The sequence below is a fragment of the Arenibaculum sp. genome, from assembly GCF_035998295.1.
Taxonomy (GTDB): domain Bacteria; phylum Pseudomonadota; class Alphaproteobacteria; order Azospirillales; family Azospirillaceae; genus DASYHS01.
Map to the genome: position 1 here is coordinate 1 of NZ_DASYHS010000216.1, position 16,369 is coordinate 16,369.

General features: G+C 71.4%; 22 protein-coding genes and 2 tRNA genes. 10 read left to right on the forward strand and 14 right to left on the reverse strand.

The annotated features are described in order from the left end of the window. The coding region (locus tag VGO20_RS20650) for a hypothetical protein (protein ID WP_414639867.1) at window positions 1-257 on the forward strand (257 nt) is incomplete at its 5' end. Here VGO20_RS20650 and VGO20_RS20655 read toward each other — a convergent pair. Genes VGO20_RS20655 through VGO20_RS20675 form a run of 5 tightly spaced genes read right to left on the reverse strand, consistent with a single transcriptional unit; the run spans window position 258 to window position 5,242 of the window. After that, window positions 258-1,184, reverse strand: coding sequence for a DUF6925 family protein (locus VGO20_RS20655; protein WP_327504269.1), 927 nt, complete (start codon window positions 1,182-1,184; stop codon window positions 258-260). Window positions 1,185-1,222: 38 nt separating this feature from the next. Further along, window positions 1,223-2,035, reverse strand: coding sequence for an ABC transporter permease (locus VGO20_RS20660; RefSeq protein WP_327504270.1), 813 nt, complete (start codon window positions 2,033-2,035; stop codon window positions 1,223-1,225). Window positions 2,036-2,042: 7 nt separating this feature from the next. Further along, the gene (locus VGO20_RS20665) at window positions 2,043-2,927 is read right to left on the reverse strand and encodes an ABC transporter permease (RefSeq protein WP_327504271.1); all 885 of its coding nucleotides are present in this window, start codon (window positions 2,925-2,927) and stop codon (window positions 2,043-2,045) included. A 3-nt stretch (window positions 2,928-2,930) separates the two neighbouring features. Beyond that, window positions 2,931-4,040, reverse strand: a complete 1,110-nt coding sequence (locus tag VGO20_RS20670) for an ABC transporter ATP-binding protein (protein ID WP_327504272.1) — start codon at window positions 4,038-4,040, stop codon at window positions 2,931-2,933. A 35-nt stretch (window positions 4,041-4,075) separates the two neighbouring features. Beyond that, window positions 4,076-5,242 carry an extracellular solute-binding protein gene (locus tag VGO20_RS20675; RefSeq protein WP_327504273.1) on the reverse strand — a complete coding sequence of 389 codons (1,167 nt, stop codon included), beginning with the start codon at window positions 5,240-5,242 and terminating at the stop codon, window positions 4,076-4,078. 258 nt (window positions 5,243-5,500) lie between these two features. Here VGO20_RS20675 and VGO20_RS20680 point away from each other — a divergent pair, with 258 nt between their 5' ends. Then, window positions 5,501-5,959, forward strand: a complete 459-nt coding sequence (locus VGO20_RS20680; RefSeq protein ID WP_327504274.1) for an ester cyclase — start codon at window positions 5,501-5,503, stop codon at window positions 5,957-5,959. After that, window positions 5,956-6,816 (forward strand): helix-turn-helix transcriptional regulator, encoded by an 861-nt coding sequence (locus VGO20_RS20685; protein ID WP_327504275.1) that lies wholly within the window; start codon window positions 5,956-5,958, stop codon window positions 6,814-6,816. Before VGO20_RS20680 ends, VGO20_RS20685 begins: the two co-directional genes overlap by 4 nt. On the opposite strand, the gene VGO20_RS20690 is transcribed toward VGO20_RS20685, so the two are convergent. The 5 genes from VGO20_RS20690 to VGO20_RS20710 form a co-directional block, all read right to left on the reverse strand. After that, complete coding sequence (locus VGO20_RS20690; protein ID WP_327504276.1) at window positions 6,759-7,148, reverse strand: gamma-butyrobetaine hydroxylase family protein; 390 nt, start codon at window positions 7,146-7,148, stop codon at window positions 6,759-6,761. The genes VGO20_RS20685 and VGO20_RS20690 overlap by 58 nt on opposite strands. Then, entirely contained in the window at window positions 7,145-7,363 is a 219-nt protein-coding gene (locus VGO20_RS20695) for a Trm112 family protein (protein ID WP_327504277.1), read from the reverse strand. The genes VGO20_RS20690 and VGO20_RS20695 overlap by 4 nt, the downstream gene beginning before the upstream one ends. A 30-nt stretch (window positions 7,364-7,393) precedes the next feature. Continuing rightward, window positions 7,394-8,062: an LON peptidase substrate-binding domain-containing protein gene (locus VGO20_RS20700; protein WP_327504278.1), complete on the reverse strand. Its 669-nt coding sequence runs from the start codon at window positions 8,060-8,062 to the stop codon at window positions 7,394-7,396. Next, the gene (gene trxA, locus VGO20_RS20705) at window positions 8,059-8,979 is read right to left on the reverse strand and encodes a thioredoxin (RefSeq protein ID WP_327504279.1); all 921 of its coding nucleotides are present in this window, start codon (window positions 8,977-8,979) and stop codon (window positions 8,059-8,061) included. Before trxA ends, VGO20_RS20700 begins: the two co-directional genes overlap by 4 nt. A 75-nt stretch (window positions 8,980-9,054) precedes the next feature. Further along, complete coding sequence (locus VGO20_RS20710) at window positions 9,055-9,597, reverse strand: prolyl-tRNA synthetase associated domain-containing protein (protein WP_327504280.1); 543 nt, start codon at window positions 9,595-9,597, stop codon at window positions 9,055-9,057. A 126-nt stretch (window positions 9,598-9,723) separates the two neighbouring features. Here VGO20_RS20710 and VGO20_RS20715 point away from each other — a divergent pair. From VGO20_RS20715 to VGO20_RS20730, 4 genes are all read left to right on the forward strand, one after another. After that, a tRNA-Gly gene (locus VGO20_RS20715) sits at window positions 9,724-9,798 on the forward strand. Between the two features lie 38 nt (window positions 9,799-9,836). Then, a tRNA-Gly gene (locus tag VGO20_RS20720) sits at window positions 9,837-9,911 on the forward strand. Between the two features lie 111 nt (window positions 9,912-10,022). Continuing rightward, window positions 10,023-10,727: an SDR family NAD(P)-dependent oxidoreductase gene (locus VGO20_RS20725; protein ID WP_327504281.1), complete on the forward strand. Its 705-nt coding sequence runs from the start codon at window positions 10,023-10,025 to the stop codon at window positions 10,725-10,727. A 100-nt stretch (window positions 10,728-10,827) separates the two neighbouring features. After that, window positions 10,828-11,259 (forward strand): RidA family protein, encoded by a 432-nt coding sequence (locus VGO20_RS20730; protein WP_327504282.1) that lies wholly within the window; start codon window positions 10,828-10,830, stop codon window positions 11,257-11,259. Here VGO20_RS20730 and VGO20_RS20735 read toward each other — a convergent pair. Next, on the reverse strand, window positions 11,256-11,942 hold the full coding sequence (locus tag VGO20_RS20735; RefSeq protein WP_327504283.1) for a glutathione S-transferase N-terminal domain-containing protein: 687 nt from the start codon (window positions 11,940-11,942) through the stop codon (window positions 11,256-11,258). The genes VGO20_RS20730 and VGO20_RS20735 overlap by 4 nt on opposite strands. 211 nt (window positions 11,943-12,153) lie before the next feature. Here VGO20_RS20735 and VGO20_RS20740 point away from each other — a divergent pair, with 211 nt between their 5' ends. Genes VGO20_RS20740 through VGO20_RS20750 form a run of 3 tightly spaced genes read left to right on the forward strand, consistent with a single transcriptional unit; the run spans window position 12,154 to window position 14,999 of the window. Continuing rightward, window positions 12,154-12,579, forward strand: a complete 426-nt coding sequence (locus tag VGO20_RS20740) for a carboxymuconolactone decarboxylase family protein (RefSeq protein ID WP_327504284.1) — start codon at window positions 12,154-12,156, stop codon at window positions 12,577-12,579. A gap of 1 nt (window position 12,580) precedes the next feature. Next, a complete protein-coding gene (gene sigJ, locus VGO20_RS20745; protein WP_327504285.1) occupies window positions 12,581-13,465 on the forward strand; it encodes an RNA polymerase sigma factor SigJ in 885 nt (294 codons plus the stop codon). Window positions 13,466-13,502: 37 nt separating this feature from the next. Continuing rightward, on the forward strand, window positions 13,503-14,999 hold the full coding sequence (locus VGO20_RS20750; protein WP_327504286.1) for an MFS transporter: 1,497 nt from the start codon (window positions 13,503-13,505) through the stop codon (window positions 14,997-14,999). Here the strand turns inward: VGO20_RS20750 and VGO20_RS20755 are convergent. From VGO20_RS20755 to VGO20_RS20765, 3 genes are read right to left on the reverse strand one after another with little or no spacing between them, the layout of a single operon-like run. Continuing rightward, complete coding sequence (locus VGO20_RS20755) at window positions 14,933-15,517, reverse strand: glutathione S-transferase N-terminal domain-containing protein (RefSeq protein ID WP_327504287.1); 585 nt, start codon at window positions 15,515-15,517, stop codon at window positions 14,933-14,935. The genes VGO20_RS20750 and VGO20_RS20755 overlap by 67 nt on opposite strands. Window positions 15,518-15,533: 16 nt before the next feature. Then, the gene (locus VGO20_RS20760; RefSeq protein ID WP_327504288.1) at window positions 15,534-16,007 is read right to left on the reverse strand and encodes an SRPBCC family protein; all 474 of its coding nucleotides are present in this window, start codon (window positions 16,005-16,007) and stop codon (window positions 15,534-15,536) included. Next, the gene (locus tag VGO20_RS20765) at window positions 16,004-16,354 is read right to left on the reverse strand and encodes an ArsR/SmtB family transcription factor (RefSeq protein WP_327504289.1); all 351 of its coding nucleotides are present in this window, start codon (window positions 16,352-16,354) and stop codon (window positions 16,004-16,006) included. The genes VGO20_RS20760 and VGO20_RS20765 overlap by 4 nt, the downstream gene beginning before the upstream one ends. Between the last annotated feature and the right edge of the window lie 15 nt (window positions 16,355-16,369).

Here is a 16,369-nt window from a genome sequence, read left to right on the forward strand (position 1 = left end):
CGGCCCATGCCGCCGCCTTCGTGCTGTGCCAGGTCCGCGTCATGCTGGCGGGATCGCTGGCGCCGGCCTTCGCGATGTCCCTCAACATATCCGCCAGCAATCTGGGGATCGCCTGCGGCGCCGCGCTGGGCGGATGGGCGGTCGAGCGCTGGGGGATCGCGAATGTCGGCCTTGCCGGCGCCGTGCCGGCCGTTCTCGCGTTCGGCCTCGCCGTGCAGGTGGGCCTGCGTGCGCCGCGCGTCCGGCGGGCGGGCTGATCAGCCTGCGCGCAGGGACGAGCGGTCGAAGGCCGCGCGCCAGGCGTCGAGGACGGGGCCGCGGCCGTCCGTCGCCAGCATCTGGCGCAGCGCCACCCGGACCGCGGCCCGGGCATGGCGCCCGTCCGGTGGCGCGTGCGCTTCGGGGCCGAGGCCGCGCCGGACCGCGTCGGTCACCCTGCCCTTGACCGCGAGCAGGGCCGGGTCGCCGAACCGGTCCAGCACCGCGGCGAAGGCGTCGAAGTGCCGGCGCGCGAACGGCGTCCCGCGCCCCAGCGCGTCGCGCTGCGGATGGGGTGGGTGCAGGTGCAGCAGCGGGGCCCAGCCGGCGGGGACCGGCGCGGTCGCGGCGTGGGAGCGGCCGAGCTTCAGGATCGAGGGCAGGACATGGATGTGCGGGCCATCCGGTGCCGCCTGCCGGACCTCTATCCGGGCGAAGCGGCAGCGGAACACGGACACGGGGCGGAGTTCGGCGACGGCCGCCGCCAGCGCGTCGCCGCCGCGGGCGAGTGCGCGCCGCAAGGCCACCGCCTCCCCGTGGTCGGCGGCGCGCGCGCAGACCTGTGCGCCATGGGCGCCGAGGCCGAGGTCGAACAGGATCTTGTCGCGGTCGGCCTCGGCCACAGCCCCGCGATCGGGGCCGAGTTCGGCGGCGACGGCCTTCGCCGTCCCGGCCGGCAGGCAGAAGGCGACGGCGTGGGACCAGCCGTCGATGCCGGAGGTCGGCTGCTCCCAGGCGACCGCGCGCACGCCCGCGAGCGAGGCGATGCGGATGGCGCCCCGCGCGGTCGCCACAGAGAACCGGCCGGCGAGGTCGATCTCGGCCGGCTCGGCCGGGTCGCGCAGGAACTCCGCGATGGCGCCGAAGGTGCCGAGGCTCCAGGTCGCGCCGGGATCGGCGAGGCTGCCGGCGACGAGCTCGGCCATGGGGCCGGCTACGGTATCGGCGGGCGTCGGCACGGGCCTCAGCCCGCGGCCGCCGCCGCGCGCCGCGCCTCGCGGCGGCGCATGATCTCGTAGACGACGGCGCCGGCGACCGTGACGGCGATCAGGATCAGCGACAGCGCGTTGATCGCGGGGGTGAGGCCGGTGCGGACCTTGGAGGCGATGTAGACGGTCAGCGGCGTCTCCAGCCCGCGCACGAAGATCGTGGTGTTGTAGTTCTCGAAGCTCTGCAGGAAGGCGATGAAGGCCGCCGACAGCACGGCCGGCATCAGGTAGGGCAGGGTGATGCGGCGGAACACCTGGAAATGGGAGGCCCCGAGATCGAGGGCCGCCTCCTCCTGCGCCGGGTCGAAGCGCTGGAGGCGGGCCATGAACAACAGCATCGCATAGGCCGCGATGAAGCTCGACTGGGCGAGGACGGTCAGGACCAGCCCGCCGCCGACGCCGATCCAGCGGTCCCAGAACACCAGGGTCGAGATGCCGATGATGACGCCGGGGGTCAGCAGCGGCGACACCATCACCGCATAGACCAGCGTGCGCGCGCGGCTGTGCAGGCGCCACAGCAGCAGCGCCGCCGACAGCCCGATCGGCACCGCCAGCGCCACCACCCCGGCGCCGATCGCGAGGCTGGTCCACAGCGCCCGCCATAGCTGGCCGTCGGCGAACAGGGCCGCGAACCACTGGGTGGTGAAGCCCATCCAGGGCGTCACGGTCGGGAAGCGGCTGGTGTTGAAGGTGGCGACCCCCATCACGACGAGGGGCAGGAACAGGTAGATGAAGAACAGCGCCAGATAGGCGCCGACGAGGGTGGTGCGGAAGCGGTCGGCCGTCATGTCCGCCTCACTTCGCGACGTCGGTCAGGCCGACCTTGAACAGCCGCATCATCAGCAGGATGAAGCCGACGCACAGGATCAGCAGGATGAAGGCGTAGGCCGCCCCCTGGTTCCAGTTCCCGCCCTCGAAGAACCAGTTGTAGATGATCTCGGTGAACCAGCGGCTGTTCGGGCCGCCCAGGATCGACGGCACGGCGTAGGAGCCGGCGGCGAGCATGAAGGTCATGATGCAGCCGACCGCGATGCCGGGCTTGGCGTGCGGGATCACGACGCGCCGGTGGATCCGCGTCCAAGAGGCGCCCAGGTCGCGCGCCGCCTCGACCTGGTTGCGGTCGAGCGATTCCATCGCGTTGTAGATCGGGAACACCATGAACAGGATGTAGACGTAGACCATGCCGAGGATGACCGCGCCCGGCGTGCCGAGCCAGCGCTCCGGCGCGTCGATCAGGCCGAGGGACAGCAGCAGCCAGTTCAGCGGCCCGTTGAAGGCGAGCACGACGTACCAGGCGAAGGTGCGCAGCAGCTCGTTGATCCAGAACGGGATGATCAGCAGCAGCACCAGCAGCGGCAGGGTCTTCCGGTCGGCCACCTGGGCCATGAAATAGGCGATCGGGTAGCAGACCGCGAGCGTGCATGCGGTCACCAGCGCGCTCGCCCAGATCGTCTGGAAGAAGATGCTGCGGTGGATCGTGTTGGCCCACAGGGTCTCGTAGTTGCGCAGCGTGTAGACGTCCTGGGGTCCGCCCAGTTCGGCCGGCGGCAGCATCGGGCGGAAGGAGAAGTCCACCATCATCAGCTGCGGCAGCACGACCAGCACGACGATCCAGAAGCCGACCAGCCCGACGATCAGCGCGCTGAGCCAGGGCCCGTACCGGCGGACGACCTCGCCCATCGCCTAGCCCCGCTCGTCGGCGAGACCGCCGGCCGGGAGCACGATCGCGTCGGCGGCCTCGAAGCGCAGGCGGGCGGGGCCGTCGGCCGGGACCGGCGGCGGCGCGCCGGTATGGGGGGTCTGGACCACGATCGGGCCGGAGCCGGTGCCTTCCAGGAAGGTGTTGACGAAGGCGCCTTCGAAATCCTGGTGGGTGACCCGGCTCTCGACGACGTTGCCGGCGGGAGGGGCACCGGCGGGAGGGTTGCCGGCGGGCGCCAAGCGTTCCGGGCGTACGAACAGGATCGCGCGCTCGCCCTGCCTGACGCCGCGGGGATTGCGTCCGACCAGCCGGCCGAACGGCGTATCGAGCGCCGCCATGCCGCCGTCCAGCTGCGCCACGGTACCGGGGAAGCGGTTGTTCTCGCCGACGAAGCTGGCGACGAAGGCGGTCTCCGGCGCGTCGTACAGGCTGCGGGCGTCGCCGACCTGCTCCAGCACGCCGCCGGACATCACCCCGATCCGGTCGGACATCGTCAGCGCCTCGCCCTGGTCGTGGGTGATGTAGATGAAGGTGACGCCGGTACGGCGCTGGATCGCGCGCAACTCCGCGCGCATGTGCTGCCGCAGCTTGAGATCGAGGGCCGACAGCGGCTCGTCCAGCAGCAGCACCGACGGCTCGACCGCGAGCGCGCGGGCGATCGCGATGCGCTGGCGCTGGCCGCCGGACAGCTCGGAGACCTTCTTCCGCCCCGCCTCGGGCAGCGCCACCAGGTCCAGCAGCGCGTCCACGCGCCGGCGCCGCTCCGCCGCGCCGATGCCGCGGACCTCCAGGCCGAAGCCGATGTTCTCGGCGACGGTCATCAGCGGGAACAGCGCCAGGTTCTGGAAGATCAGCGCGGTCGGCCGCCGGTTCGGGCCGATGCCGCGCATGTCGCGGCCGCCGATGCGCACGGCGCCCCCGCTCGGCTCCATGAAGCCCGAGATCAGGCGCAGGATCGTCGTCTTGCCGCAGCCGGACGGGCCGAGGAAGCTGAAGAACTCCCCGGCCCGGATCGTCAGGCTCACGTCCCGGACCGCGGTCACCTCGCCGAAGCGCATGGTGACCCGGTCCAACTCCACGTCTTGGCTCATGTCGACGTCCGGGGCCCGTACGGGCCCCGGGTGCCTCAGGCCGCGAGATAGCGGTCGGTGTACTCGTTGCGCAGGGAGACGTACCAGGTCTCCTGGACGGGCCACCACCACAGCTTCTCGACGGCATCCTGCGGGAAGGCCTCGTTGAAGAAGCGGCGCGCCTCCTCGGGCAGGTGCTCCGCGGCGCCGACGGCGACCGAGTTGGTGCCCTTGGAGGCGGCGAAGGCGGCGCCCACCTCGGGCCGCAGGAAGTAGTTGATCCAGGCATAAGCCTGGTCGACGTTCTTCGCGTCCTTGAGGATGGAATAGCCCTCCATCCAGGCGAACGCGCCTTCGATCGGGGCGAGGTAGCCGATGTCGAGCCCCTGTTTCTGCAGCGCCACCGCGGTCTCGTCCCAGTTCTGGCCGATCACGCAGCCATTGGCCTGGAAAGCGCCGAGGGCCTCGTTGGCCGAGTTCCAGAACTGCCCGACCGAGGGCTTGTTGGCGACCGCGACCTTCAGGATCTCGTCCCAGATCGCGCGCATCTTGGCCTCGTCCTTGAAGCCCTCCACGAAGGGATGGGGCAGCTTGCCCTGCGCTTCCATCCAGCGGCCGATGCCGGCGAGGCCCGAATGGCCGCGCACGGTGACTCGGTTCGCGTATTCGGGCTTCCACAGGTCGCCGAGGCTGGCGCCATAGGTCAGCGGGGCGGCCTGGCGGTCGAAGCACAGCGCCTCGGTGCCCCAATGGGTCGGGGCGAAGTAGCGCTCGCCGTCCACGACCCCGCCGTTCTCGGCCGAGCCCTTGATCGCGGAAGCGATCATGCGGTCCATCTCGACCTTGGACTCGTCGAGCGGCTGGACGAAGCCCTGCTCGACGTAGTTCGGCACGCGGTCGACGGTTGGCATGATGACGTCGAAGCCGGAGCCGCCGGACGCGCGGAGCTGGTTGAGCTGCTCGTCGTTGGTCGCGAAGGGTACGTAGATCGGCTTGATCCCCGTCGCTTCCTCGAAGCCGGCCAGCACGGCATCGTTGAAATATCCGGCCCAGGCGAAGATGCGCAGCTCGCCCGAGGAGGCGCGCGCGTTCTTGACGTACCAAGGCCCGACCGCAGCGAGCGTACCGGCGGCGGCCGCGCTCTTCAGCAGCGTACGGCGCGTGAACCGCTTCGCGGCGATCTGCGTGGCGCGGCTCGAATCCCGTTCGGCGTTGTCGGTCATGGGGTGGTTCTCCCTGGCGCTTCGTGTGGTGCGGGCCGCCGGCCCTTCTCCGCGCGACTATGCCCGAGGCGCCGTTCCGCGGCAATTTTTCAAATGGCACTCGCTCGCATTTTCATGGAATTGCAACGTTCTCCGCGTGGTTCCGGCAATGCCTGGGCGCATTTGGCCGATCGCGACAATTCTTCGTCACCCCGGCGCAAGCATCGCCCGCGGCAAAGGGCTAGCTTTCCGCCATCGCCCCTTCAGCCGGAGAGACCCATGGACACTGCAGCCTTGCACGAGAACACCGATCTGGTCCGACGCTTCATCGAGCAGGTCTGGCAGCAGGGCCGGGTGGAGCGGATCACCGACTTCGTGACGGCCGGGTTCGTCGAGAACGCGTACGAGCCCCGCACCCGGGAGGGGCACGCGGCGACGGTGCGCACGCTGCTGGCCGCGGTCCCGGACGCCGCGTGGACGATCGAGCGGACCACGGCGCAGGACGACAGGGTCGTCTGCGAGCTGCGCGTCAGGGGCACCCATCTCGGGCCGTTCCGCGCGATCCCCGCCTCGGGCAACCGCATCGACGCGCGGCAATACCGGACGTTCCGGATCGAGGGCGGCCTGATCGCGGAGCATTGGGCGCTGTTTGACACGGCGGCGTTCCTGAGGCAGATCGAAGCGGCGCCGCATACCGCCGAAGCCCGGGCCGGCGCGGCCGAAAGGGCGAACGAGTGAGCGGCGACCCGACGCTGTCCCATGCCTTCCACAAGACGTTCGAACGGCCGTTCGACACGCGATGGCGCAGTTTCGACGCGCATTACCTCCTGTACGCCTCGGCGGGAGCCTTCAACCTGGAGGCGGAGGACCGGCAGTGGCTGTTGCCGCCGCACAGGGCGGCCCTGGTGCGGGCGGGAACCGCCGTGCGCATCTGGTCCTCGGGGCCGGCGACGTCCTCCTCGGTGCTGTTCTCCGACCGGGACTTCGAACGGCCGCCGGCCGGAGCGCGGGTGTTCGCGATGTCCGACCTCGCCCGGGAGATGACGGGCCATGCGATGCGCTGGGATGGCGGCCGGCAGGGGCACGACCGGACCGCGGACGTGTTCTTTCCCGCGCTCGCGGCGGTCGTCGCCGAACTCGCGTGCACCCCGACCGACACCTGGATGCCGCGGGCCGTTTCCGAGGCGCTGCGGCGCGCCGCCGACTATACGCTGGCCACGCTCGACCAGGACGTCGGGCTGCAGGAGGTCGCGTCCGCGGCGATCCTGTCTCCGCGGACGCTGGCGCGGCGGTTCTCCTCGGAGCTGCACATGACGTGGCGGGACTACCGCCGCCGCGCCCGCATGATCAAGGCCGCCGACCTGCTGTCCTCGACAGGCGAGCCCGTGACCGAGGTGGGGCTGGCGGCCGGGTTCCTGAGCACGAGCTCCTTCATCCACGCCTTCCGCGCGTTCTCCGGCATGGCGCCGACGGAGTACCGGAAAGCCTGCGCCGCCGTTCCGGCCGGGGGAGCCCCGGCGCAGGCGGCGGTTCCGGCTCAGCCCCGGCGCGGCGGGTCCCGGGACAGGCCGCGGGCGTCCAGCTCGGCCAGGTAGCGCGCCCACAGCTCCTCCTGGCGCTCGCCCAGCTCGTAGAGATAGGACCAGGAGAAGATGCCGGTGTCGTGCAGATCGTCGAAGCGGATGCGGATGGCGTAGTTCCCGACCGGCTCGACGCCCAGGATGCCGACGTGGCGGCGGCCGGCGACGACCTGCTTCTGGCCGGGGCCGTGGCCCTGGACCTCCGCGGACGGGCTCTCGACGCGCAGGAACTCGGCCGGGTAGCCGAAGCTCCTGCCGTCGTCGAAATCGATCCTGAGCCGCTTCTCGGCCGTCTCCAGCCGGATCTCGACCGGCCAGTGCCGCGTGGAGAAGCGGTCCCCGGTCATGGGCGGGCCGATGCCTTCTGCCCGTCGATCTGGCGCGCCTCGTCGACGAGCATGATCGGGATGCCGTCGCGGATCGGATAGGCGATGCCGGCGCGCTCGCTCACCAGTTCCTGGCGGTCGGCGTCGTAGCGCAGCGGCCCCTTGGTGAGGGGGCAGACCAGGATCTCCAGCAGCTTGGGGTCGACCCTGGGCTGGGTTGCCGGCTTTTCAGTCACGTCTCGCTTCTCCTCGATGGGGTGGTTGGCCTAATGGCGGGCGGCGGTGTCGCCGTCGGTGTGGTCGAGGACGGCCATCTCGATCATCGCCGTCATCAGCCGCGCGCGTTCTTCCAGCGCCGACGCCTCGAGCAGCGCCTGCTTCTCGGACGGCGAGAACGGGCAGATCATCGCGAGCGAGTTGACCAGCCGCTCGTCGGGGGTGCTCTCCACCGTGTCCCAGCTCGCGGTCAGGCCATGCTGGCGGAAATAGGGGCGCAGGCCGTCCAGCAGGCGCTGCCGGTCGATCTTCGCGCCGACGGGCTCGGCGAGGTCGCCGGCGAACGCGGTCCAGGCCGGCACGACGCGGCGGTAGCCGCGCGTCGTCGCGATCTCGTCCGCGACCGCGAAGCGGCACGATCCCGTCAGGGTGATCAGGAAGCGGCCGTCCTCGGTCTCGGCGAAGGAGGTGATCCGGCCGGCGCAGCCGGTCCGATAGACCGCAGGCTCGTGGCCGCGGTCCCCGGGGTCGGCCGGCTGGATCATGCCGATCATCCGGTTGCCGGCGGCGAGCGCGTCCTCGGTCATCGCGAGGTAGCGCGGCTCGAACACGTTCAGCGGCAACCGGACGCGCGGCAGCAGCAGCACGCCGGCGAGCGGGAAGATCGGCAGCGTGGCGGGCAGGTCGTCGAAGGCGGGGTCGAATGGGTTCTGGCTCATGAGAACAATATGGACGACAGTTTCCGTCTGGCCAGGACGGTCAGCCTGTCGGTCGGCCCGAAGGCCTCGAAGAACTTCACGAGCTGCTTGCGGGCGGCCTGCTCGTTCCATTCCCGGTCGCGCCGGACGATCTCCAGCAGCCCCTTTACCGCCTCCTCGTGCTGGCCGGCCGCATACTGGGCCATGGCGAGGTCGTAGCGGGCCTGATGGTCGTCGGGATCGCGGGCGAGGCGCTCGTTCAGCTCGCCCACCGGGCCGAGATCGGCGGTCTGGCGGTGCAGCTCGAGCGCGGTGCGCACGGCCGCGACGTCCTTGTCGGCTGCGAGCTCGGGCGGGAGCTGGTCGAGCAGGGCCTGGGCCTGGTCGGCCTCGCCCTTGGCCATGAAGACGCGCGCCAGGCCCGCATAGGCCGCACCCGAGGTCGGGTCGGCCTGGACGATCTGGCTGTAGATGGCGCCCGCGGTGTCGGGGTCGCCGGCCTCCAGGGCCTCCTTGGCGGCGGCCAGCGCCTCCTCGATGCCGTCGTCCCCGCCCTCGCCCGCCGCCTTGGCCAGCCGCTCGATCCACTGCTTGATCTGGGATTCCGGCTGCGCGCCCATGAAGCCGTCGATCGGGCGGCCCTGGAAGAAGGCGAAGACGGCCGGGATCGACTGGACGCGGAGCTGGCCCGCGATCTGCGGGTTGTCGTCGATGTTGATCTTGACCAGCCGCACCTTGCCGCGTGCCGCCTTGACGGTCTTCTCCAGCACCGGGCCCAGCTGCTTGCACGGGCCGCACCAGGGCGCCCAGAAGTCGACGACGACGGGGACGGTGCGCGACGCCTCGACGACGTCGGTCATGAACGCGCGGTCGCTGCTGTCCTTGACCAGGTCGGCATCGGTCGGGGTGCCGGCGGGCGGGCTGAAGATGGGCTGCATGATGGCGTCCTATTCTCGGGCTGCGTGTTACATGAGTTCGGGCGTTCGTTTTGCAAGCGGCACCCCCGGGAGCCTTCAGCTTCCGGAAGGCGGACCCAGATCGACGATCTCCGGCTCGTGTCCCGTCGCCCGCAGGAAGCGCAGCAGGTCGGCGCTGCGGATCGCGGTCGTGCGGTCGTTGATCAGCGGATGGTAGTTCAAGAGCTCGTGCGCGGTCATCGCGCGTTCCAGCACGACCGTGACCAGGTGCTCGCGGTCGTTCAGGACCGAGAACGGGGTGACGGCGCCCGGCCTCACGCCCAGCGTCTCCCACAGCAGCTCGGGCCTGCCGAAGGACAGCCGGGCCGAGCCGATGCGGCGGTCGAGCGTCTTGAGGTCGACGGCGGTGTCCTCCAGCGCGACCACCAGCCAGAGCCGGTTCTTCTTGTCCTTCAGGAACAGGTTCTTGCAGTGGCCGCCCGGCAGCTCGCCGCGCAGCGCCTTGCTGTCCTCGACCGTGAACAGCGGCGGATGCGACACGGTCGTGGTGCGGATGCCGTGCGCGTCGAGGAAGGCGAACAGGTCCTCCGGCGTCGCCGGAGCCCGGTCCAGGGGCTGTGTTTCGAGGGTGTCGGTCATGGCGGGAGCCGTTATAGCGCGCCGATCGCGATGCGACAAATCCCGCCCGCTTTCGCCCTTGCTTTCTGTCCGGCAATCCGTATAGTCCGCGCTCACCGCCGGTCATACCCGGACCGGCCGCCGGATGCGGGCGTAGCTCAGGGGTAGAGCACAACCTTGCCAAGGTTGGGGTCGAGGGTTCGAATCCCTTCGCCCGCTCCAGTTTCAGGAATTCCGGCGACGACTGTCGAACGCTCAGGGCGGGCGTAGCTCAGGGGTAGAGCACAACCTTGCCAAGGTTGGGGTCGAGGGTTCGAATCCCTTCGCCCGCTCCAGTCTCCTCCCGGACATCCAGGTTTCGTGCCGACCCGGCGTCGGGTCGCCCGTCGCCCTTGGACGGCAACCATGCCCCGGTGCAGAATGGCTGTAGACCGAGGAGCACGGCGATGGTCCCGACCTACGAGACGGCCCTGATCGTCGGGGCGGGCGAGGGGCTGAGCGCGTCGCTCGTCCGCATCCTGACCGGCGAGGGCGGCATGCGCGTCGCGCTCGCCGCCCGCAACGCCGAAAAGCTGCGGGACCTCGCGAAGGAGACCGATGCCGCGGCGTTCGCATGCGACGCGTCCGATCCCTCCCAGGTCGAGGCTCTTTTCGCGGAGGCCGAGCGCCATTTCGGCACCCCGCCCGACGTCGTCGTCTACAATCCGAGCGCGCGCCTGCGCGGTCCCCTCGTCGAACTCGATCCGGCCGGGGTTGAGCGGGTGCTGGCGGTGACCGCCCATGGCGGTTTCCTGGTCGCGCAGGCCGCCGCGCGGCGCATGCTGCCCCGGGGCAACGGCGCGATCCTGTTCACCGGCGCCTCGGCGAGCGTGAAGGGCTATCCCGGCTCCGCCCCGTTCGCGATGGGCAAGTTCGCCCTGCGCGGACTCGCCCAGAGCATTGCGCGCGAATTGGCGCCGCTCGGCATCCACGTCGCCCATTTCGTCATCGACGGGGCGATCCGGAGCGCACGGCGGCCGGAGCCTGCCGACGCCCCCGATTCCATGCTCGATCCCGATGCCATCGCGCGCAGCTACCTGCATGTGCTGCGCCAGGACCGCAGCGCCTGGACCTGGGAGGTCGAGTTCCGGCCCTGGGTCGAAAGGTTCTAGCCGGGCTCCGGACGAGCGGGTGTCGATCCTCCCGACGTCACGAACCACCCCGCCCGATCGTCATGGAACCGACCCGCAACGAGACGGACGGAGAGAACCCATGCACGACACCAGTACCGGCTGCGCGCCGCTGCTCGCCTTCACCAACCCCGCCGGGCTCTACGACGCTTCGGCCAATGGCTATTCCCACGTCGCCGCGGTGGCGCCGGGGGCGCGGCTGGTCTTCGTCGCCGGCCAGGGCGGCGAGAACGGGAAGGGCGAGCTGCCGGCGGATTTCCGCCTCCAGGTCCGCCAGGCCATGGACAACCTGCGCACCGCGCTGGCGGCGGCCGGCGCCGGGCCGGGCGACGTCGCCAAGCTCACCGTGCTCGTGGTCGGCCACGACGAGGAGCGGCTGCACGTCTTCGGCGCCGAGCTCGAGCGCGCCTTCGGCAGCGGCGCCAAGCCGGCCTGCACGCTGATCCCGGTCCCCCGCCTGGCCCTCGACGGCATGCTGTTCGAGATCGAGGCGACCGCGGTGCTGCCCGCCTAGGGCGTGCCGCCGAACAGGCTGCGCCGCTCGTCCCGGGACAGGGGCTGGGCACCGGCATAGACGTCCTCCACGCCTTCATAGGCGCGGATGGTTGCCGGACGGGCGGCGATCGCCTCGAACCAGCGCTTCACGTTCGGGACGTCGTCGAGGTCCTGCCCGTGCGCGGCGTGCGGCACGATCCAGGGATACGTCGCCATGTCGGCGATCGAATAGTCGCCGGCGATGTAGGCCCGGCCGGCGAGCCGGCGGTCGAGCACGCCGTAGAGCCGCGCCGTCTCGCGCCGGTAGCGGTCGATCGCGTAGGGCAGCGTCTCCGGCGCGTGGACGGCGAAATGGCCGTTCTGGCCGGCCATCGGCCCGAGGCCGCCGACCTGCCAGAACAGCCACTGCAGCACCTCCGTCTCGCCGCGCAGGTCCGCGGGCAGGAAGCGCCCGGTCCTGCGCGCGAGATAGAGCAGCATCGCGCCGGACTCGAACAGCGGCAGCGGGCCGCGGCCGTCCCCGGGCGCGTCGTCGACGAGTGCCGGAATGCGCCCGTTCGGCGAGATCGCGAGGAAGCCCGGCTCGTGCTGCTCGCCCCGCGACAGGCTGATCGGGACGACCCGGTAGGGCAGCCCCGCCTCCTCCATGAACAGCTTCATCTTCAGGCCGTTCGGCGTCGCCGAGAAGTAAAGGTCGATCATGCTCCCCCCGCCGGGCGCGGCATGCGCGCGTCGGCAGGTTGGGTGCGGACGCGGCATCGGGGAAGTGCCACAATCGTGCGACTGCATGGGGCCACTATCGTATGAAGCCCGCGTATGGGGCCATGGCCGGGGAAAATGTCCGGGCCGCGTCACAGGCCGCGGCATCCGATCGTCGGAGGTGAAAGGCAACGAACCCCGACGGAGACCACCGATGAGCACCAAGCCCGTACGCTACGAGCAGGAGATCCCCGACATGAAGGCGATGGCCGCGGTCCACGAAGCGATCGACGTCCATGGCCTGGACCGCACGGTCCATCACCTCGTGCAGCTGCGCGCCTCGCAGATCAACCGCTGCGCCTTCTGCATCAAGATGCACATCCGAGAGGCCCGTGAGGACGGCGAGACGAGCGAGCGTCTCGACCGCATCGTCGTCTGGGACCAGGTGTCGGACTTCAGCGAGCGCGAGAAGGCCGCGCTGGCCTGGACCGAGGCGCTGACCGGGCTCGACCCCAGGACCGATCTCGGCGGCCTGCGCGCCCGGCTGCGCGAACATTTCTCCGAGGGAGAGATCGGCGCCCTGACCGCCACGGTCGCGATGATCAATCTCTGGAACCGCATCAACGTGTCGAGGCACTGACGTGGACGAGCGCGACGACAGGGTATTCGAGGAGGTCCGCCCGACCCTCCTGGGCCTCGCATACCGCATCCTCGGCTCGCGCGCCGACGCCGAGGACGCGGTGCAGGACACCTTCCTCAAATGGCGCACGGCCGACCGCGCCGCGGTCGAGAACCCGGCCGCCTGGCTGACCGCGGCCTGCACCCGGCGCTGCCTCGACCTGCTGCGCTCCGCGCATCGCAGCCGCGTCGATTACGTCGGCGCTTGGCTGCCCGAACCGGTGCACACCGCGGTCGAGAACGAGGCCGAGCGCCGGCTCGACCTCGCCTCGTCGCTGACCACCGCGTTCCTGCTGATGCTGGAGCGCCTGACGCCGAAGGAGCGGGCGGCCTATCTCCTGCACGAGATCTTCGACGTCCCCTATGCCGAGGTGGCGCGGACACTGGAGATGCAGGAGCCCGCCTGCCGCAAGCTGGTGTCGCGCGCCAAGGCCCATGTCGAGCAGGCCAAGGTCCGGCATGCCACGCCGGTCGACCGGCAGGAGGAGCTGCTCTCCGCCTTCCAGGCGGCGGTGGCCGGCGGGACGACCGCCCGGCTGGCCGCCCTGCTGTCGGAGGAGGTCCGCTTCAGCGCCGACGGCGGCGGCAAGGTGCCGACGGTCCTCGACGTCCTGCAAGGCAAGGCCACGGTTCTCGCCCTGGTCGCGGACCGCCTGCGCGAATGGTGGGCCGGGTACGAGTGGCTGCGCGCCGACATCAACGGCGGCCGAGGCATCCTGCTGCGCAAGGACGGCGCCACGGTCGCCGCCCTGTCCTTCGCCTATGACGAGGCCGGCCTGGTCAGCGACGTCTTCGTGATGCGCAACCCCGACAAGCTCGCCGCGCTCGGCGCCGGCGCGATCCACTAAGCCGCACCCCCTTCCTGCCCTTCCCCGAGGTATCGACATGCCCGAAGCCGGCAACGCCCCACCCGTGCCCGGGTGGCGCGCCCTCTTCACCGGACGCACCGCCGTCCACTCGCTGGCGCTCGCCGGCGGCGTCGCCCTCCACGCCCTCAACATCTACGTCGCCATCACCATCATGCCCTCCGCCGTCGCCGATATCGGCGGGCTCGACTGGTACGCCTGGAGCACGACGCTGTTCGTCGTCGCCTCGATCCTGGGCTCCGCGCTGTCGGCGCGGCTGCTCGATCGGGCGGGTGCTCGCGGCGCCTACGTCGCCGCCACCCTGGTGTTCGCCGTCGGCACCCTCGCCTGCGCGGCGGCGCCGAGCATGGCGGCACTCCTCCTCGGCCGCTTCGTCCAGGGTTTCGGCGGCGGCCTGCTCTACGCGCTCGCCTACGGCGTGATCCGCCTGGTCCTGCCGGAAGCGCTGTGGTCGCGGGCGATCGGCCTGATCTCGGCGACCTGGGGCGTCGCCACGCTGGTCGGCCCGGCACTCGGCGGCGTCTTCGCGGAGCTGGGGGAATGGCGCGCCGCGTTCTGGTCGCTGGTCCCCGTCGCCGCCGGCTTCGCGGCACTCGCGCTCGCGGTGCTGCCCCGGCGCGGCACGGGCGAAGGCGAAAGCGGGGAGGCGGCGGCGCTGCCGGTGCCGCAGCTCCTGCTGCTGGCCGGCGCCGTGCTGGCGCTGTCGGTCGGCAGCATCGGCCGCGAGTTCGCATGGAACGCCGGCGGCATCGCCGGAGCGCTCGCCGCGGTCGGGCTGCTGATCGCGGTCGAGCGGCGCTCGCGCACCCGCCTGCTTCCCTCGGGCGCGTTCTCCGCCGGGGCGCCGCTCGGCGCGCTCTACGCGACGGCGGCGCTGCTGGTGATGGGCATGCAGCCGGAGATCTTCGTGCCCTACCTGCTCCAGCTCCTGCACGGGCAGCCGCCGCTGGCCGCGGGCTATCTGGCGGCGCTGATGGCGATCGGCTGGACGCTCGGCTCCATGGCCGGCGCCCGGTGCGACGGTGCCGCGGCGCGCCGCGCCGTCGTCGCCGGCCCTGCCTGCGGGCTCGCGGGGCTCGTCCTGCTGGCCTGCTTCCTGCCGGTCCGGGGCGGCGGCGACTGGGCGGTGCTCGCCCCGGTCTGCGCCGGGCTGGTCGCGGTCGGATTCGGCATCGGGCTCGCCTGGCCGCATCTCGTGACCGGGGTGTTCCGGGCCGCGCCCGCGTCCGAACGCGGCCTCGCCGCGGCGGCGGTCACCACGGTCCAGCTGTTCGCGACCGCGTTCGGCGCGGCGGCCGCCGGGATGACGGCGAACCTCGCCGGCATCGCCGCGCCGGGTGGTCCGGCCGGGGCGTCGTCCGCCGCCTTGTGGCTGTGCGCCCTGTTCGCGCCGGCGCCGGCCCTCGCCATCCTCACGGCGCTCCGCGCCGCGAGGTCGCGGGCCGGGGATCAGGACAGCCCTTCGCTCCGCAACGCGGCCTGCACGGACGGGCGTCCCTCGACCAGTGCCGCGTGAGCGGCGACCGGCCCGGGGAGCGGCACGCCGAGCGTGCCCGCCCATCTCGACATCACGTAGAGGAAGGCGTCGGCGGCGCCGAACCTGCCGTCGAGCAGGTAGCCGCCCTCGATGCGCCCGGCCAGCCAGTCGAAGCGGCCGGCCACCGCCTCGGCCATCTGGTCCCGCTCCGCGTCGCCGGCCGGGAAGAACAGGCGGATGAACGGCTTGTGCAGCTCGGTCGACAGGAAGGCGAGCATTTCGATCAGCCGGGTGCGCCCGGCCTCGTCGCGCGGCGCCAGCTCCGGCGCCTGCCGGGACAGCCAGTCCAGGATGGCGACGTTCTCGGTCAGGACCCGGCCGTCCTCGAAGGCCAGCGCCGGGACGTAGCCCTTGGGATTGACCGCGGCGAAGTTGTCGCCGGCCTCGGTGCGCCGGGTCGGGATGTCGACCCGGATCGGCTCGTAGGCCAGGCCCGCTTCGTGCAGCAGGATGTGCGCGGCCAGGCTGCAGGCGCCGGGTGCGTGGTAGAACTTCATGGCTCTGCCCTCCCGCTCAGGCGCCGCCGCCGGCGGGCTCGACCTCGAGCGTCAGCTTGTCGAGCATCTCGGTCCAGCCGGCCTCGTGGCCCTCGGGCCGGTCGAGGCCATCGAGATAGGCCCCCTGCTCGGTGAAGACGAGCCGGCAGCCCCCGCGCTCCGGCCGCAGGTCCACGGTCACGAGGCCGATGAACGACCGCCTGCCGCCGGCGGTCATGACGCTGGAGGAGACGATGCGCGTGTCCTGCACGATGTCCTCGTAGCGGTTCTCGGTCACGTAGGTCTCGCCGCCCTCGGGGCCGAACCGGCAGCGGTCTCCCCCGCCGACCTGGAAGTCGAAGCGCTCATACGCGACGTGCCACCCCTCGCCGGGGGAGCCCCAGCGCAGCAGGGCCTTCGGGTCGGACCAGGCCGCGAAGACCCGGGCCGGCGTGGCGCGGTAGAAGCGGTCGAGCGTGACGGTGCCGTGCACCACGATGCGGTCGGTCATGGATTCTTCTCCTCGGGGTCTTCGTGTGTCTGGTCCAGGTACTCGCCCAGCCGGTCCAGGCGGCGCTCCCAGAACATGCGCCGCTCCCGGAACCACCGCTCGGCGAGGCGCATGGCGTCGGGGTCCATCCGGCAGGTGCGCACGCGCCCGACCTTCTCCGACCGCACCAGCCCGCTGGCCTCCAGCATCCGCAGATGCTGCATCACCGCCGGCAGCGACATCGCGAGCGGCCCGGCCAGCTCGCCGACCGAAGCCGGCCCGCGGCACAGCCGCTCGACCATCGCGCGCCGCGACGGATCGGCGAGGGCCTGGAAGACGACGTCGAGTGGGTCTGATTGGTCAGGCATATGCTTAAGTATCGG

Excerpts from the sequence above, each read along its gene's own strand:
- VGO20_RS20655 (WP_327504269.1), bottom strand. The coding sequence starts at position 1,184 with ATGGCCGAGCTCGTCGCCGGCAGCCTCGCCGATCCCGGCGCGACCTGG.
- VGO20_RS20660 (WP_327504270.1), bottom strand. The coding sequence starts at position 2,035 with ATGACGGCCGACCGCTTCCGCACCACCCTCGTCGGCGCCTATCTGGCG.
- VGO20_RS20665 (WP_327504271.1), bottom strand. The coding sequence starts at position 2,927 with ATGGGCGAGGTCGTCCGCCGGTACGGGCCCTGGCTCAGCGCGCTGATC.
- VGO20_RS20670 (WP_327504272.1), bottom strand. The coding sequence starts at position 4,040 with ATGAGCCAAGACGTGGAGTTGGACCGGGTCACCATGCGCTTCGGCGAG.
- VGO20_RS20675 (WP_327504273.1), bottom strand. The coding sequence starts at position 5,242 with ATGACCGACAACGCCGAACGGGATTCGAGCCGCGCCACGCAGATCGCC.
- VGO20_RS20680 (WP_327504274.1), top strand. The coding sequence starts at position 5,501 with ATGGACACTGCAGCCTTGCACGAGAACACCGATCTGGTCCGACGCTTC.
- VGO20_RS20690 (WP_327504276.1), bottom strand. The coding sequence starts at position 7,148 with ATGACCGGGGACCGCTTCTCCACGCGGCACTGGCCGGTCGAGATCCGG.
- VGO20_RS20700 (WP_327504278.1), bottom strand. The coding sequence starts at position 8,062 with ATGAGCCAGAACCCATTCGACCCCGCCTTCGACGACCTGCCCGCCACG.
- trxA (WP_327504279.1), bottom strand. The coding sequence starts at position 8,979 with ATGCAGCCCATCTTCAGCCCGCCCGCCGGCACCCCGACCGATGCCGAC.
- VGO20_RS20710 (WP_327504280.1), bottom strand. The coding sequence starts at position 9,597 with ATGACCGACACCCTCGAAACACAGCCCCTGGACCGGGCTCCGGCGACG.
- VGO20_RS20725 (WP_327504281.1), top strand. The coding sequence starts at position 10,023 with ATGGTCCCGACCTACGAGACGGCCCTGATCGTCGGGGCGGGCGAGGGG.
- VGO20_RS20730 (WP_327504282.1), top strand. The coding sequence starts at position 10,828 with ATGCACGACACCAGTACCGGCTGCGCGCCGCTGCTCGCCTTCACCAAC.
- VGO20_RS20735 (WP_327504283.1), bottom strand. The coding sequence starts at position 11,942 with ATGATCGACCTTTACTTCTCGGCGACGCCGAACGGCCTGAAGATGAAG.
- VGO20_RS20740 (WP_327504284.1), top strand. The coding sequence starts at position 12,154 with ATGAGCACCAAGCCCGTACGCTACGAGCAGGAGATCCCCGACATGAAG.
- VGO20_RS20750 (WP_327504286.1), top strand. The coding sequence starts at position 13,503 with ATGCCCGAAGCCGGCAACGCCCCACCCGTGCCCGGGTGGCGCGCCCTC.
- VGO20_RS20755 (WP_327504287.1), bottom strand. The coding sequence starts at position 15,517 with ATGAAGTTCTACCACGCACCCGGCGCCTGCAGCCTGGCCGCGCACATC.
- VGO20_RS20760 (WP_327504288.1), bottom strand. The coding sequence starts at position 16,007 with ATGACCGACCGCATCGTGGTGCACGGCACCGTCACGCTCGACCGCTTC.
- VGO20_RS20765 (WP_327504289.1), bottom strand. The coding sequence starts at position 16,354 with ATGCCTGACCAATCAGACCCACTCGACGTCGTCTTCCAGGCCCTCGCC.